This window comes from Actinotalea endophytica, from assembly GCF_025717005.1.
In the GTDB taxonomy this organism is placed as follows: Bacteria; Actinomycetota; Actinomycetes; order Actinomycetales; family Cellulomonadaceae; genus Actinotalea.
Genome location: NZ_JAOVZU010000007.1, coordinates 82,368 through 99,318 on the forward strand (window position 1 = coordinate 82,368; position 16,951 = coordinate 99,318).

The following is a 16,951-nucleotide window of genomic DNA, read 5'->3' on the forward strand; positions in this document are numbered from 1 at the left end:
GCACCGGAGATGTCAAGCTCCGTCATCATCCCGACGATCAAGATCGACGGCGCCGAGATCTCCGACGCCCTGCTCGACACCCTCATCGAGATGCGGGTGCGGCGTGCCGTGCGGACCATCGGCCGATGCCTGCTGCGCTTCATCGACCACGAGTTCGAGCTGATCGACTCCGACCGGTTCAAGGTCGGCACGTCGATCCGGGTGGGCGTCATGGCCGCCGGCGACACGTACGGCGGCACACCTATCTTCGAGGGCACGGTCACCTCGATCGGCCAGCGTGCGGGCGACCAGGGCGGAGAGCTCGAGGTCATCGCCGAGGACGTCGCGTTCACGCTGAGCCGCCGAGCCGGAGCTGCGACGTACCTGAACACCAAGGCGTCGGACATCATCAGCCAGGTCGTCTCCCGCGCGGGCGCCACGCCGGACATCGAGGCGACAACGACGACGTACGCCTACACGCTGCAGACCGACACCGACCTCGCCTTCATCGACGAGCTCTGCCGTCGCAGCTCGCTCGACTGGCTGGCCGACGGAACGACCTTCCGCGCCTTCACGCCCGATCTCAACGCCAGCGCCGACCTCCTGCTCACCTATGGCGTCGATCTCCTGGAGTTCACCGCCAAGGCCTACAGCGATGCCCCCAGCACCGTCACGGTGCGCAGCTGGGACCACCTCAACAAGACCGAGGTCGTCGAGAAGGCAACGCTCCAGCGCACCCAGCTGGACAAGACCGGTCTGGGCCACCTGATCCCGGGGGACTCGGAGGAGGCGACCGTCCTCAGCACGAGATCCATGCCGGTGGACCAGTCGGAGGCGGGAGCACTGGCGGCGATCGCGGCCGCCGCCACCGGTGGGGTGACGGTCCGGGGACGCTGCTACAACGCGCCCACGCTCGCACCCGGCACGATGGTGGAGATCGCCGGCGTCGGCAAGACCGCCGGCGACTACTACGTCCGGGAGGTCGAGTACACCTTCCGTGGCGGCCGGGACCTGGAGGTCTCGTTCGTCGGCGGCGACCGGGAGGTGCCGAGCCTGGCCGGTGGCGAGGCCCCACGATCGAGCTTCGTCCACGACGGGCTCGTCGTCGGCGTCGTCTCCGCGATCGAGAACGACCCGGACAACGCCGGCCGCGTCAAGGTCTCGCTCCCGGGGCTCGAGTCGACCGTCGAGTCCCACTGGGCACGACTCGCCGTGCTCGGCGGCGGCGCGTCCCGCGGCATGGTGTTCGTCCCCGAGGTGAACGACGAGGTCCTGGTCGGCTTCGAGGGCGGCGACGTCCGCCGGCCCGTGGTGCTCGGCGGCCTGTTCGGCACCAAGGACACGATCCCGGCGAACCTGGTCGGGAACGGCAAGGTCGAGAGCCGCCGGATCACCTCCCGGCTCGGGCACGTCGTCGAGCTCTCCGACGGTGCCGGCGCCAACACCCAGCACATCAAGCTGGCGTTGGCGGGTGAGGCGATCAGCCTCCGCCTCGGCAAGGACCGTTCCGACCTCAAGCTGCCCACGAACGTCCCGCTGAAGATCACCGTCGGCAGCTCGTCGATCGAGCTCGACGGGAACGGAGCGATCACGGTGTCCGCCGCCACCGATCTCACGCTCAAGGCCGCCAACAACGTCTCGATCGAAGGCACGAACGTCACGCTCAAGGCCACCGCGAAGGTCTCCGCGTCCGGCACCCAGGCCGAGCTGAAGGGCGACGCCACGACCACCGTGCAGGCCTCGGGCATCACCGCCGTCAAGGGAGGGATGGTGCAGATCAACTGATGGACGCCTACCACCCGCAACCGTCGGCCCGCGCGACGGGCGCCGACCCGAGCTTCATCGGGCGCGGCTTCAGCTGGCCGCTCGAGGTCGACCACCGCGGCGCCATCCGGCTCACCGAGGGCAGCGAGGAGCTCGACCGCGCGATCCGGGTGATCCTGCTCACCGCACCCGGCGAGCGCCTGATGCGCCCGCAGTTCGGCTGCCGGATCTGGGACCTGCTGTTCGAACCCGTCACCCCGAACCTGCTCGGCCTGATCTCCCAGGCGGTCCGCGACGCCCTCGCCCAGTGGGAGCCGCGCGTCGAGGTCGAGGACGTCCGGCCCGTGCAGGACAACGACGACAGCGCCCTGGTCCGGATCGCGATCCGCTACCGGGTCAAGACGACCAACGACCGCCGCAACCTCGTCTACCCGTTCTACGTGATCCCCCGCGAGGAGACCTGATGCCGATCCCTCCTCCGAACCTGGACGACCGGTCCTTCCAGGACATCGTCGACGAGACCAAGCGCCTCATCCCGCGGTTCACGCCCGAGTGGACCAACCACAACGTCTCCGACCCCGGCGTCGCGCTGATCGAGCTCTTCGCCTGGATGAGCGAGATGGTGCTGTTCCGGGTGAACCAGGTGCCCGAGCGGCTCTACGTGCACTTCCTCAACCTCGCCGGGATCGAGCCGTTCCCGCCGTCGGTCGCGCACACCGACGTGACGTTCTGGCTCTCGGCTCCCCCGGAGCGACCCGTGGTGATCCCGCTGGGCACCGAGGTGACCACGTCGACGAGCGCGACCGACGCGGTCGTCTTCTCCACCGTGCGGGAGGCCGTGGCAGCCACGCCCCGGCTGACCGCCGCGCACTCCAGCCGCGCCCGTGACGAGCAGACCGTCGACGGCCGGGAGGACCTCGCCTATCCCGGGAGCGCCTTCACCTGCTTCGGCTCGACCCCGGTGCAGCCCGGCGACGCGGCGTACCTCGGGTTCGACGGCTCCCTCGCCGGCATGGCCCTGCAGCTGAGCGTCGAGGCGACCGCGCAGGGGATCGGTGTCGACCCGTTGAATCCTCCGCTCGCCTGGGAGGTCTGGACGGGTGAGGCCTGGACCGCGGTCCGCGTGCAGTCCGACACGACTGGCGGCCTCAACCGGAACGGCGAGATCGTGCTGCTGGTGCCCGACTCGCACGCGTCGCTCATGCTCGCCGGCACGGTCGCGTACTGGCTGCGCGTGCGCCTGCTCCGACCGGCGCCCGGGCAGCCCACCTACCAGGCCTCGCCCCGGCTCGAGAGCATCCGCCCGGCCGTGGTCGGCCTGACCGTTCCGGCCGAGCACGCGCGACGGCTCGGGGCGGAGAACCTCGGCCGGTCGACCGGTGTCCCCGCGCAGGAGTTCAAGGTCGGGTCGGTGCCGGTCGCGGCCCGGCGCGACGGCGAGGTCGTGCGCACCGTGACCCCGACCGGGTCGACCGAGTGGACCGAGGTCGAGGACTTCTCCGCCTCGGGCCCCGGCGACCACCACGTGGTGTGGGAGTCGGCCACCGGCGTCGTGCGGTTCGGGCCGCGCGTGCGCTACCCGGACGGCACGGTTCGCCAGCACGGCGCGATCCCGCCCGACGGCGCGGTGGTGCAGGTCAGCGGCTACCGCTCCGGTGGCGGGGCGGCAGGCAACGTGGGCGCCCGGACGCTGACCGCGCTGCGCTCGACGCTGCCGTTCGTCGCGAGCGTCGTCAACGAGCTGCCCGCGTCGGGTGGCGTGGACGCCGAGACGGTCGCGGAGGCCAAGGTCCGCGGTCCGCTCTCGTTGCGCACCGGCGAGCGCGCCGTGACGCCCGGGGACTTCGAGCGGCTCACCCGCGAGGCCTCCGTCGAGGTGGCCCGGGCCCGCTGCCTGCCCGGGACCGAGACGTCCAACGGTGCCGTCCGGGTGCTCGTGGTCCCGCACGTCCGGACCGGGCCCGAGGCCCACACGATCGACGACTACGCACTGTCCGCTCCGCTGATGCGGACCATCCGCGACGTGCTCGAGGAGCGGCGCTGCGTGGGTGTGGGGGTCGAGGTCGGGACGCCGTTCTACCAGGGCGTGAGCGCAGCCGTCCTGGTGCGCGCACTGCCCGGCCGCCCGGCTGCACTCGTCCGGCAGCGCGTGATGAGCGAGGTCGACCGCTATGTGAACCCGCTGACCGGCGGTCCGGCCGGCACCGGCTGGCCGTTCGACACCGACCTGACCGCGGCCGAGCTGGCCCAGCTGATCGAAGCCGTCGAGGGCGTCGAGCGGGTCGAGGAGGTCCAGCTGTTCGCGTACGACCTGCGCAACCGGCGTCGGCTGGGCAGCGGGCAGGACTTCCTGCACCCCGAGCCGCACACGCTGTTCCTGTCGGCCGAGCACCGGGTGGTCGTCCGATGAGGACCCGGTCTCGTCGCGCGCCCGGACGGCCCCGGACAGGGGGTCGGCGATGAGCCGCGACCAGTGGCTGCTCAACCAGCTCCCGGTCGGGATGCTGGGCGACGACTTCTTCACGCGGTTCGTGTCGATCTTCCAGGCCGAGGCAGGCACGCTCACCGCGCATGCCGACAACCTCCCGCACCTGGCGGACCCGACGCTCACGCCGCCGGCGATGCTGCGCTGGCTCGCGACCTGGATCGGGACCACGAGCATCGATCCCGACCTGCCCGAGGAGACCCAGCGACGCCTGGTCACGACCGCGTCGCGAACCCTCGCCCGGCGCGGCACGCTGGGGTCGCTGGAGGTCGTCCTCGGACTGTTCTCCGGCGGGCCGGCGTTCGTCGAGGACGGCGGCGGCGTCTGGGGCGAGGGCGAGGCCCCGCCCGACCACGCGTGGGTCGTCATGCGGGTCGAGTCCACCGGGACCCTGTCGGACGCGGACTTCGTGACGCTGGTCGCGGACCACATCCCGGCCCACGTCCGGGCCGAGCTGTGGGTGGGCGACCGGCAGATCTGGCCGCAGCCCACCGTGGGGGTCCGCCATGACTGAGACCGACCCCTGGTCGAGCGGCCCGGTCGGACCTGGACCCGCCGCTCCGGTTCCCCGGCACAGCGCGTTCGCCCCGGAGCGTCCCGCGGCGGCCGACCCGTCGGTGTCGTCGGGGTCGGACGAGACGACGATCGTCTGCCCCGAGTGCGGCACGCCGACGGTGGTGGACCTGTCCCGGCGCGACTCCGACGACTTCTGCCCGCGCTGCGACTACCCGCTGTTCTGGGCCCGTCCACGCGACCGCTCCGAGGCGCCGCCGGAGGACACCGACGGCTACCTGCGCCGGGCCCCCGGAGCGTCCGGGAACACGTTGACCGCGACCATGCCGTGCCCGGAGTGCGGTGAGCTGAACGACCCGACCGCCGACGTCTGCGTGCGGTGCGGGGCCGACATGAACCCGGCCCCGCCGCCCGAGCCGGAGCCGCTCCCGGTGCCCGAGCCGGCGGTCATCGTGCTGCCGGAGCCGATCCGCGAGGCCGACCCGCCGCAGCCGTTCCCGTGGTGGTGGTTCGCGGCGATGGCTGCGCTCGCCGCGACCGCGTGGCTGATCGGCGCACTCTGGTGAAGCCTCCGGCCGTGCGCTGAGCGCCGGCCGACGACCCACCGCCGGCTACGTCCACGGCCGGCACGACGACCCCGGCCACGGGTAGCGGTCAGCCTCCGGCCGCGGTCACGGTCACGGTCACGGCACTGCTCGTCGAGCCGGCGAGCGTGCTCGTCGCCCCGTACTCCGCGGTCAGGCTCACCGTGCCCGCCGACCAGGTCGACGTGGTCGTGCCCGGGACGGTGAGCGTGGCCGTGCCGCCGCTGACCGTCCCCGTGCCCAGGGTCGTCGCACCTGCCCTGAACGTCACGGTGCCGCTGTCGACCGTCCCGGAGGTCCTGGTGACCGTCGCGGTCAGCACGATCGCGGTCGACGTCCCCGCCGTGAACGTCGAGGTGTCCGAGGCGAGCACCGTCGCGGTCGCGAACCGGACGGTGACCGTCACGGCGCTCGAGGTCGAGCCGGCGAACGTCGTCGTCCCGTTGAACGTCGCGGTGAACGACGTCGTGCCCCCCGTCCAGGCCGAGGTGTCCGGCGTGAGCGTCGCGGTCCGGGTGCCACCGGTACCGGTGAGCGTCACGTCGCCCGGGATGGGCGTGCCGTCACGCGAGAAGGTCACCGTGCCGCCGTTGAGGCCCGACGCCCCGCCCGAGCCCGGGCTGACCGTCGCGGTCAGCGTCAGCGCGTCACCGGGCGAGATCGTGGTCGCGCTCGCCGCGAGTGTGGTCGTCGTCCCGACCTTGGACAGGGTGAAGGCGGCGGTCACCTCGGTCACCGAGGCGGTCGAGGTGCTCACCGTCACCGAGCTCGGCGAGGCCTGCCAGCCGGAGACGCTCGGGGTCACCGCGTAGCTGCTCGTCCGGTCGACGTAGACCACCTCGGCGCCGGTGTCGATGCCGGCGGTCCCCGAGTAGACCGTCGTCCCCGAGTCGTTCCCGCTGCTGCGGGTCACGGTGAACGGCATCGACGGCGCGTCCGCCGCACTCGACGTCGCGGTCACCCGGATCCGCATCTCCGAGACCGTGATCGCGGCGGTCGTCGCGGTGTCCGAGACCGCGGCGGTGAACGTGCCGACGTGCCCGGCCGGCCCGGAGGCGCTCGCCGTCCAGGCTCCCGGCGGGACCTGGTTGAACGTCGTCGCGAACGTGGTCTGGCCGGTGCGCACCACCGGTTGCGCCGCCAGGGAGAGCCCGCCGCCGTCCGGCGCGAGGGTCACCAGGGCGCCGGTCAGGTCGAATCCCTGGGCCGAGGTGAGGGTCACCGTGACCTGGCGCGCGACCGTGTAGAGCACGACGTCCGCGGTGAACTGCTGGCCGCCGCTCAGGGTGATCGTGCGACTGCTCGACCCGTAGCCGTCGGCGGTGAACACGATCGTGTACTGCCCGTCCGCGATCCCGGTGAGCGAGAACGCGCCGGAGGTCGTCGTGGTGCTCGCGACCGGGTCGGTGCCGGCGGGGGACGACCACAGCTCCACGGTCGCGCCGTCGAGCGGGACCGCGGCTGCCGCTCCGGCCTGCCCGGACACCGTCCCGCTGACCGTGTTGGACCGCGCCGCGATCGGCAGGGTCAGCAGGGTCGGCTCACCGGCGGCGACCGTGATGTTCACCGTGAGCGGCGCGAACCCGCCGCCCGCGATCGCCAGCGTGTACGTCCCGGGGGCGACCGAGGTGAACACGTACTGGCCGCCGGTGGGCGTGGTGGGGCAGGACGTCGTCACCGCGGTGCAGTCGATCTCCCTCGTGCCGTCCGGGCCGATCAGGGAGACACGCAGCGCGTTCACGGCGGTCGACGTCGCGTCGTCCGGGTCGTACACGGTGATCGTGAGGTTCTGCGGGTCGGCCTTGAGGGTCAGGTTCGTCGTGGACGTCTGCCCCTCGGTGACCGCCACCGACACCGACGACGACCCGTCGAGGAAGCTGTAGCCGGCCGCCACGACCGACACCGCCCAGGTGCCGGCGTTGAGGCCCTGCGTCGTGGTGGTGCCCGTGATGCGGTACGCGCCCGTGGCGTCGGTGGTCGCGCGCAGCGTCACGCTGCCCATGGTCGCCTGGACCGTCACCCCGGAGAGAGTGCTCGTGATGCCGCTGGACCGCTGGACCGACACCGTGCCGGAGATCTCGCCGAGCTTGACCACCGTCACCGGGATGGGGGTGCTCTGACCCGCAGCGACCGTGACCGAGAACGTGTCGAACCGATAGCCCGCCGCCTGGACGCTCACCTGGTAGGTGCCGCTCGCCATCTGGCCGAAGGCGACCCGGTTGGTGCCGGGGACGGCCGCGGTGGTGATGTTCCCGGACGCCGGCCGGATCAGGGTGACCACCGGGTCGGGTACGGGTGTGGCGCCGGCACCCGTGACCACCTCCACGGTGAGGTCGCCGAACCGCGGCAGGTCGAAGGTGACCGCCGGGAGCGCGGCGGGGAGCACCGGGATGGTGAAGGTCAGCACCTGCGAGTCGAAGCCCGCCAGCGACGCACGGACCCGGTAGGTGCCCGGCCGCGCCATCGTCGCCCCGGTGGTCGACGGGTCGGAGGGCTGGGACAGGTCGGTCCAGACGAGCTGTGCGGCGCCACCCCCGGTCGCGACGGCGCTGAGGCCCGCGTTGCTCGCGCCGGGCGGTGCCTGCTCGACCACGAACGTGGTGGACGCGATCTCCGCGGCGGTCGGTGCGGGTGCGCCGGTGTAGGTGATGGTCCCGCTGAACGGGCGCCCGGTGGGCTCGAGCACGAGCGGGGCCGCCAGGTCCGAGATGGGGATGTTGGTCCGCACGAGGGTCCGGTACGGCGCCGTGCCCGCGAAGGGGTACGTCACCGACACCGTAACCTGGTCGGTGACCAGCGGCAGGTAGACCGTGGAGGCGTCCACGACGTCGGCCAGGCTGGCCACCACCTGGAACTCGCCGTTCGCGTTCGTGATCGCCGTCGCCGAGGAGGTCACCGGGACCAGGCCCGAGTAGCCGGTGACACCGGTGAGCTGGACGGCGGCGGACCCCACGGGGGTGAACGCCGTCGCGGTGAGCTGGGTCACGACCGTGCCGCCGAACGCGGCGCGCGCGCGGGTGAGCACCACCTGGGTCGTGAGCTCCTGGTTCGTCCCGACCGTGAGCTCGGCGGACGACGCCGTGAGCTCCACCGCCGGGCTCCCGGTGGTCCAGGAGACGTCGAACCGGTAGGTCCCGGCGGGCAGGTGCGTCACGACCACCTGTCCGGACGCACCGGTCGTCCACGGGGTCGTGGGCGGCGTGAACGCCCCCGGCGAGAGACGCACCGGTGTGACGACGGCGCCGGACGCGGGAAGCAGCGACGACGAACCGTCGTCGGACAGCACGCTCACCGCGACCCTCGCCTGCCGGTCGAGGGTGGCGTCGTAGCGCCGCACGTCCCCGGGGGTCAGCACGATCGCGACCGGCGCGACCGGAAGGTACTCGTCGTCGCCCGGTTGCACGGAGACGTCGAACTGCCCGCTCCCGAGCCGCTCGAGCGCGTAGGAGCCGTCGGTCGCGGTACCGGCGCACTGGGCGGGATCGCCGATCACGCAGGTGGGGTCGCCGGCGGCGTCGGTCCCGACGGTGCACGGCCCGGGCGACCCGGTCGACCCGGTCGGCCAGGCGATCACGCACGTGCCGGCCGGCACGGCACCGACCCGGGTGAGGATCGTGCCGACCACGGAGGGCGACGGGTACAGCGCGACCTGGGCCGCCTCGACGGTCTGGTCCATCGGGACCCGCACCGAGACGGTCCCGGGTTCGTAGCCCGGCACGGAGATCGTCAGGACGTACAGGCCGGGCAGCAGACCCTCGTCGCCCGGTCCGGGGATCACGTACTCGAGGTCGGGAGCCGAGGTCACGCTGATGTTCCGGGTGCTGCCGTCCGCGCCCGGTGCCGTCATGGTCACCGTGATCTCGCAGGTCTCGGTCGGCGCGAGGTTGGTGCAGGTGATCTGGCCGTTGGTCCGCGCGTCGGAGACCCGGCCCCGGATCACCGAGGTCGACAGCAGGCCGGACCCGGGGATCGGAGTCATCTCCAGGTCTGCCGTCGAGACCTTCCCGGCGGTCACGGTGACCGGTGCGTACGCGTCCACGTGGCCGAACAGCTCGCTGGACAGCACGTACGACCCGGGGGCGATCCCGTTGAACCGGAACGTCCCGGACGCGTCGGACGTGCTCATCGTCTTGTAGGTGTTCTCGCCGTCGGTGAGGGTCAGGCCGGCGCCGCCGAGACCCTTGCCCGAAGGGTTCTTGACGGTGCCCTGCACCACACCGGTGGACAGCCCCAGCCGGATGTCGAGGCGGGCCGCAGCCCGGCCGGTGCCGAGCGTGATGGTCGTGGTCTGCGACGCGTAGCCCGCGCCGCTGACCGTGACCGTGTAGGTCGACGGCACCGGCAGGTCGGCGAGCACGAACGCGCCGACCTGCCCGGAGGTGACGCTCGACGCGGTGCGGGTGGTGGTGCCGTCGGTCGCGGTGATGGTCAGGCCGCCGAGCCCGGCGATCGCGCCGAGCGCGTCCGGCCCGGTCACCGTGCCGGCGAGGGACGCGACGCCGTGGGTCAGCGGGAGGTTCACGACGGCCGACCCGCCCGCGTCGAGCGGCACCAGCCGGGACTGCGCGCCGTAGCCCGTCCCCGCCACGGTCACCAGGTACGTGCTCGGCGTCGACAGCCCGTCGACCGACCACGAGCCGACGTCGCCCTCGGTCGCGGTGCTCGTCGTGACGACGTTCGTGCCGTCGGTGATGGTGATGCTCGCCCCGCCGATCGCGCCGCCGGGACCGGTGATCCGCCCGGACATCTGCCCCGCGCCGGCGACCATGGCGATCTTCAGCGGCGTCGCGGCCGCGGCCGCCCCGCTCATCTCGAACCGCTGCGTCTGGAACCCGGGCTTGGAGACCGTGATGAGGTAGTTGGTCTGCGGCGACATCCCCGCGACCGCCCACGTCCCGTCGTCGAGCGAGGACGTGGTGCGCGCCGGGTCGGCGACCGCGGTGCGCTGCAGCGCGAGCGCGGACGCCGACACCTTCCCGGTGGCCGCGCCGCCGCCGCCGTCACCGGTGACCAGTGCCGCGCCCGCGATGCTCGCCGCGTCCCCGACCGTCGCGGACGTCTGCGAGACCAGCTGGCCGGCCGGGACGATCTCGACCTGGAAGCCGGACGGGTCGGCCGCGGTGATCACGCCACCGATCCGCACCTCCTCACCGGTGCCGCCCGCGGTGCTGCCGGAGCCGCCGCCCGAGCCGGACGGACCACCCGAGCCGCCGGCTCCCCCGGCGTCCGAGCCGCCCGAGCCATCGGCCGAGCCGCCCGAACCGTCGCCCGTGCCGGAGCCGGACTGGGTGCCGGCCACCACGTCGGCCTGACCGGCCCGGTGCGAGAGCCACGGCACCACGAACGCGATCGCGGTCGCCCACAGCGCCACCGCGGTGAGCATCGCGAGGGCCTTGAGGATCCCGGAGGAGAGCACGGGCCGCGCCGTCAGCACGCCGTGGAAGCTCGCCGGCGCCCGGTCGCCGTGCGCCAGGACCGAGTACGGGCTCCGGTCGCGCGCACCGACGACGCGCGGGTGGGCCACGGTGATCCGCGCGGGCATCCGGACGGTGGCGTGCGGCGGCACCGTGACGACCTGGGAGGTCAGCTCGACCCGCAGCTCGGAGTTCGCGGTGCTGTCCAGCAGCAGGTCCGCCGGCGTCTCGCCGGCGTTGCTGAGCACGACGGTCACGTCCTTGCCGAAGACCGCGGTCACCTCCGCGGGCTCGACGCCGAGGACCACGGAGCTCGGCGCGTCGACGGTCAGGGACGTGTCGACCACGGTGACCGGCGCGCCGGCGCCGCCCGGCCCCTGGCCCTGCACGGCGAACGCGAAGGCGTAGACCCCCGGCACGGCTCCGCGCGCGATGCTGACCGCGAGCTCGAACGTGACGGTGACGTCCGCCGGGACCGCCTCGGCGCGGCCGTGCTGCGCCGTCCAGGCGCCGTCGAGGCCGATCGCGGCGACGGTGATGTCCTGCGGTCCGTCGGTCAGGTTGCGCACGTGGACCCGCACGAGGGCGTCCCTGCCGGAGGGCGCGTGCGCGCCGGGCTCGACCGCCACGCTGACGGTCGGTCTGCCCGGGGTCGGTGCGCTCATCGGGTGGTCACCTCTCACGGCCCTGGGATCGTGATGTCGAGTGCGAGCTGCTGGCTCGGGTTGAGCGTGGTCGGCGCGGACGTCGCGACGGCGGCCCCGTTCACCGAGAGCTTGACCTCCAGCAGGTAGAACTCCGGCGCGTCCACGTCGGCGAACGAGTAGCGCCCGGAGGTGTTGGTCACCGCCGTCGCGACCGGCGGGGCCTCGGTGCCGTACTCCGACGCGAGGTACAGCGAGACCACGGCGCCGACGGTGGGGACCCCCGCCTGGTCCACCACGCCGCCGATCGACGCGGGTGAGACGAGCACCGGGTTGATGGTGCGGACCTGGCCGGCCACGAGCCGGACGATCATCGACGTCGGCCGGGTCCCCTTGCGGCTGAACGTCACGGTGTAGGTCCCCGGCGGGAGCCCCTGGATCGTGAAGGCCCCGACCGAGCCCGCGGGGGTGGACGCCGAGGTCATGGTGAACTGCGCCTGCCCCGAGCTCGCGGAGATCGTCACGTTGCCGGCCGGGGTCGCGGTGCCGCCGCCCGCCGGGCTCTGGGTCACGGTGCCCACGATCTGCGCGGTCGCGCGCCGCATCGTCACGTCCACCGAGGACGCGTCCGCAGCGCCGGCGGTGACCTGACCGAACCCGTCGATGCTGACCGACAGCACCTGCGACTGCAGGTCGCCGCGGGAGAACGTCACGGTGTAGGTGCTCGGGATCCGCAACCCGGACACCGCCCACGACCCGACCGGCGACCGGCTCTGGGTCACGGTCTGCCGGGTGTCGGCGCCGTCGGTGATGGTGACGGTCACACCCCCTGTGCCGTCCGGCGTGGTCACCGTGCCGGAGAGCGTCCCGGCGGCCGCGCCGAGCGTGACGGCGACCCCGGTGAGCTCCTGGGCGGGACCGAGGTTGAGGCTGAGCGTCGCCGGGGCGTACCCGTCGGCACCGATCACCACGGTGAACGTGCCCGGCGTGGGCAGGCCACGCAGCGTGAACGCGCCCGGCGTGTCCTCGGTGAGCGTGACGGTCCGCACCGACACCTGACCGAAGGTCGCGACCACGGTCGCGCCGGTGATCGGCCCGGACGCGCCGGTCACCGTGCCGGAGATCACGCCGTCGCCCTCGAGGAGCGGCACCTCGATGTCGGAGCGGTTCTCCCCGGCGGCGACGTCGATGCGTTGCACCTGGGTGCTGTAGCCGGACTTCGTCGTCACGAGGTCGTACACCGCGGGCGACGGCACCTGGGTGAGGTCGAACGAGCCGTCCGCGCCGACCGGGACGGTGCGCACGACGGCGCCGGAGGTGGGCGCCGGGGCCTCACCGGGCACCGGGCTGACCGTCCCGGCGAGGGGCGGCACGTCGAGCGGCAGCTCGAGGCGCACGACCGCACCCGAGGGGTCGGTGCCGGTGACCGTGCCCGAGACCGTCGCCGGGACCCCGCCGACGAACACGTTCAGGTCGCTGACCGCCTGACCGGCCGCGAGGGTGACGAGCTCGGCGTCCGCCTCGGTCGGCGACGACGGGTACCAGACCTCGGCGAACCCGGCGGCCCGGAACCGCAGCTTGTACGACCCCGCCGGCAGCGAGCCCACCGAGAACGCGCCGCTGTCGTCGGTCGCCGTGGTCGCCACGGGCGCCGTGGTGTCCGACTCGTCGAACGCGTCGACCGAGACGCCCACGACCCCCTCGCCGGTGGACAGCAGGCGGACCTGCCCGCCGACCGACGAGGTCCCTGTGGTCGTCGACTGCTCGCGGGCCTGGACCACCTGGATCGCGAGGTCGCGGTCGGCGGCGGAGCGCTGCACGACGCCGCTCAGCGCGAGCGTGATGACGATCGCGAAGATGGTCACCGCGAGGAGCAGGCCGAGCAGCGCGAGCAGCCCGCGGCCGAGCACGGGCTTCTGGACGAAGGCCCCCATCGCCGCGGGCGGTCCGTCCTGCGGGGACACGGCGGGCTCCGCGGTGCCGCCCGGGGCGACCAGCGTGCTCCAGTTCGCGGGAGCCTGCGGCGGTCGCTCCTCGACCCGCAGCTCGAACGGTCTCGGCTCGGGCGACCCGGTGAACCTGCGCTTGGCGGACGTGGTCAGCTCGAGGTACGTCTGCTCGCCCGGGCTCAGGTGCAGCTCGGGCGGCTCGAAGACGAACGTGATCGCCCGCTCCGCGTCGCTGCCGACCAGCGCGCCGTCGAGCGTCGTGTTGCCGCTGTTGACGACGGTCGCCCCGAAGACCGCCCGCTTGCCGCCGGTCACGATGGACGGCTCGAGGCGGACCTCGACGCTCGGAGCGCCCGGGATGTCGACGACCAGCTCCTCGACGGTGGTGCGGCGCTCGCCGGTCAGCTCGCGGACCTGCACGGCGATCCGCCGCTCGCCGGCCGGGACGTCGGCCGGGAGGTCCAGCGTCACCTGCACCGACGTGGTCTCACCGGGGAAGAGGGTCGGCTCGGGGTCGTCCACCCGGACCCAGGCCGGGTCGACGCCGAGGCAGCGCACCGCGTAGCCGCTGATCAGGTCCTCGGTGTTGGTGATCGTCACCGAGACGGTGGTCGGGCCGCCGACGACGGCGGCCACGTGGCGCGGGGCGAGGTCGAGGCGCATCTCAGCCTCCCGCCGGCAGGGTGAGGTCCTGCGTGACGGTCGACCCGGCGGTCACGGTCACGACGGCCGTCGCGACGACCCGCCCGCCGGAGGACAGCGTCACGGAGTACGAGCCGGGCGGCAGCTGGGCGAACGAGTAGAAGCCGCTCGGGCTGCCGGCGACGGCGGTCGACGTGGTGGTCCAGATCTTCTGGCCGTCGGTGGCCTGCACCTGCACGCCGGCGGTCCCGGTCGGCGGGCTCCCGGTGCGGACGACGCCCTGCACGGTGCCCCAGGAGGGACGCAGCGTCACCGTCACCGCGGACGCGATCCCGCTGCTGAGGTCGACGGCGACGCTCTGGTCGGTGTACCCGGGCAGCGACACCATCAGCGTGTACAGGCCCGGCTGCAGACCGGCGAGGGTGAAGGACCCGACCGTGCCGGTGGTCAGCGAGGTGCCGGTGACCGGGCTCGCACCGCCGGTCGCCGTCACGGTCACGCCACCGAGACCTGCGCCGTCCGGTCCGACGATCCGGCCGGTCACGGTGCCGGCCCCACCGGTCATCGTGACCGCGACGTCGGTCTTCGACTCCCCGGCGGCGAGGTCGACCACCGCCGTCGCGGGCGTGAAGCCGTCGGCGGTGAACGTCACGACGTACGTGCCCGGCGTCGGCAGCCCCGGGATGACGAACGTGCCGACCGAGCCGAGCGTCGGCGTCCCCACCACGATCGGCGTGCCGTCGACGGTCGTGCTGACCACGACGCCGCCGAGCGGCCGGCTGCCGTCGGTCACGAGCCCGGAGATCTGCCCTGCCCCGGACGCGAGCGTCACGGTGGGCGCGAACCGGGTCTGCCCGCCCGTGACCGTCTCGGTGACCGTGGTCGGCTGGTAGCCGGGCGCGGTGAAGCTGAGCTCGTAGGTACCGGGGGCGACCACGTCGGTCAGCGTGTAGGTGCCGTCCGGTGCGGCGTCGACCGTGCGGGTGAGCGTGGGGTCGTCCCGCGCCCAGGTCGCCCGCGCCACCACGGTGGTGACGACCGGGGTCGTGACGTCGCCGACGTCGACCGTCCCGTTGATCACGGCCGGGTCGCCCTCGATCGTCAGGTCCACGCCGTCGGTGACGCTCTGCGACGTGGCGTCCACGGTCGTCGCACCGGCGTCACCCGGTGCTGCCGGGTACCAGACGGTCTGGTAGCCGTCCGCCCGCACGCTGACCAGGTACGGGCCGGGGAACAGCCCGGCGATCGCGTAGCTGCCGTCCTCCTGGGTCGCCGCCGAGCCGACCAGCACGAGCCCCGAGGTCGTCCGGCGCCAGGCCTCGACCGTGATCCGGCCGACACCCTGCGCGTCGCTGGCCGCGGTGACCGTGCCGGCGAGGGTGCCGCCGACACCGGCCGGCAGGGCCCCGTCCCTCGGGACCGCCCCCGCCGGGGCCGCGGCCGCGGCGCCGCCCGCTGCGGTACCCGTGCCGGCGCCGGTCCCCGCACCGGCCCCGGTGCCCGTCACGACCGTGGCGGCGAAGTAGGACGGCGGGGCGATCTTGGTGTACGGGTCGGCGCCGAGCACCGTTCGGACGCCGAGCAGGAAGATCGCCGCCCAGACGGCGAGGATCGTGGCCAGCACCAGGGCGGTGAGCAACCCGGGGCTGAGCGCGGGCCGCTGGCGCAGCACGAGCGCCACCGTCTCGGTCTGCTCCAGCGCGGTCGCCTCGACCTGCAGCGGGCGCTCCCGCTCCGAGCCGACCAGGTGCCTGGGGCCCTGGACCTGCACGGCGACCGATGCCACGGCACCCGGCTGCAGGCTCACCGTGGACGGCGACAGGGCGACCTGGAGGCTGCGGTCGGCGTCGTTGGCGCGCAGTGCGACGTCGAGCGGGACGTTCCCACGGTTGCTGACCTGGACCGGGAACGTCGCGCGCCGTCGGGCACGGACCGTGCTCGGCGACGCGGCGAGCGCGAGCGCGGGCCGTGCCCCGACCACCACGTCGACGTCGTGGTGCACCGCCTCCGTCGCCCCGGACCGGCCGCTCAGCTGCACGGTGATCGGGTGCGTCCCGGCCGGGAAGCTGCTCGGCAGGTCGAGCCGGACCACGAGCTGCCCGGTGGCGTCCGGGAAGAGCGTGAGCACCGGCGGGCGGGAGGTGGCGTGCTCGATGGGAAGACCGACGACGTGCGCGCTGATCGCGTCGATCACCGCGCCGGTGTTCACCACGTCCAGCGAGATCTCGCCGGTCCCTCCTGGTGCGACCTCGAGCGTGTCGACGCCGCTGATCACGCGCATCGTGGCTACGCCCCGTCGTGGGACATGGGCGAGGCGCTCCCGGCCACCTCGGTGACGGCGGGCGGGGCGACCTCCCACGGGTAGGCGTCGGCGGCGACCGTGACCAGCAGCCGGAAGGACGCCTTGAGGCTGCCGCCGAGCGCCGTCCACAGGTCGCGCGGCCGGTTCGTGTCGTCCGGGGCGAGGGCGATCTGCACGCTCGACGCGAGCGAGGCCCCGACGTGCTCGGGCGGCAGCGACTGCTGCGTCAGCAGACGGACGAGGACGTCGCCCAGCAGCTGGTGCTCGTCGCGCACGCTCCCGGCCCACGCACTGACCAGGTAGGACAGCTGCACCATCGGCAGCGGCACACGCCGTTCGACCTTGCCGTCCGCGCCGACCCGCGTGGCGGCGGGCCGCGGTGGCATCGGGCTGCGCGACACGTCGTACAGGTAGCAGCTCACCGTGATCCGGTTGACCTGCGCGGCCCAGGTGGACGACGGCGCCTCGAAGGAGACGTCACCGACCTCGGGAGGCAGCGGCAGCGTCGCCCGCAGGTAGCTCTCCAGCGCGTCCTCGACGGCAGGGATCAGGATGGTCCGCTCCCTTCTCGTCGCGCGTACGCCGCCCGTGACGGGCGCCGACCAGGCAACCGACCAGGCGACCGACCAGACCCTGAGGGCGTCGTCGATGCTATGGACGGGCTCGGATCGGCAT

9 protein-coding genes are annotated in these 16,951 nt (G+C 73.4%); 5 read left to right on the forward strand and 4 right to left on the reverse strand.

Annotated elements, in window-relative coordinates; translation table 11 throughout:
- Positions 1-9 precede the first annotated feature (9 nt).
- From OEB99_RS12930 to OEB99_RS12950, 5 genes are read left to right on the forward strand one after another with little or no spacing between them, the layout of a single operon-like run.
- Entirely contained in the window at positions 10-1,764 is a 1,755-nt protein-coding gene (locus tag OEB99_RS12930; RefSeq protein ID WP_263577692.1) for a phage baseplate assembly protein V, read from the forward strand.
- On the forward strand, positions 1,764-2,207 hold the full coding sequence (locus OEB99_RS12935) for a GPW/gp25 family protein (protein WP_263577693.1): 444 nt from the start codon (positions 1,764-1,766) through the stop codon (positions 2,205-2,207). The genes OEB99_RS12930 and OEB99_RS12935 overlap by 1 nt, the downstream gene beginning before the upstream one ends.
- On the forward strand, positions 2,207-4,153 hold the full coding sequence (locus OEB99_RS12940) for a putative baseplate assembly protein (protein ID WP_263577694.1): 1,947 nt from the start codon (positions 2,207-2,209) through the stop codon (positions 4,151-4,153). The genes OEB99_RS12935 and OEB99_RS12940 overlap by 1 nt, the downstream gene beginning before the upstream one ends.
- A 49-nt stretch (positions 4,154-4,202) precedes the next feature.
- Positions 4,203-4,742, forward strand: coding sequence for a phage tail protein (locus tag OEB99_RS12945; protein ID WP_263577695.1), 540 nt, complete (start codon positions 4,203-4,205; stop codon positions 4,740-4,742).
- Positions 4,735-5,307 carry a hypothetical protein gene (locus OEB99_RS12950; RefSeq protein WP_263577696.1) on the forward strand — a complete coding sequence of 191 codons (573 nt, stop codon included), beginning with the start codon at positions 4,735-4,737 and terminating at the stop codon, positions 5,305-5,307. Before OEB99_RS12945 ends, OEB99_RS12950 begins: the two co-directional genes overlap by 8 nt.
- 88 nt (positions 5,308-5,395) lie before the next feature.
- Here OEB99_RS12950 and OEB99_RS12955 read toward each other — a convergent pair whose 3' ends face one another.
- From OEB99_RS12955 to OEB99_RS12970, 4 genes are read right to left on the reverse strand one after another with little or no spacing between them, the layout of a single operon-like run.
- Positions 5,396-11,404, reverse strand: a complete 6,009-nt coding sequence (locus OEB99_RS12955; RefSeq protein ID WP_263577697.1) for a carboxypeptidase regulatory-like domain-containing protein — start codon at positions 11,402-11,404, stop codon at positions 5,396-5,398.
- Positions 11,405-11,418: 14 nt separating this feature from the next.
- Positions 11,419-13,995 carry a carboxypeptidase regulatory-like domain-containing protein gene (locus OEB99_RS12960; protein ID WP_263577698.1) on the reverse strand — a complete coding sequence of 859 codons (2,577 nt, stop codon included), beginning with the start codon at positions 13,993-13,995 and terminating at the stop codon, positions 11,419-11,421.
- A gap of 1 nt (position 13,996) precedes the next feature.
- A complete protein-coding gene (locus OEB99_RS12965) occupies positions 13,997-16,255 on the reverse strand; it encodes a carboxypeptidase regulatory-like domain-containing protein (protein ID WP_263577699.1) in 2,259 nt (752 codons plus the stop codon).
- Positions 16,256-16,260: 5 nt separating this feature from the next.
- Positions 16,261-16,926 (reverse strand): Pvc16 family protein, encoded by a 666-nt coding sequence (locus OEB99_RS12970; protein WP_318011419.1) that lies wholly within the window; start codon positions 16,924-16,926, stop codon positions 16,261-16,263.
- Positions 16,927-16,951 lie beyond the last annotated feature (25 nt).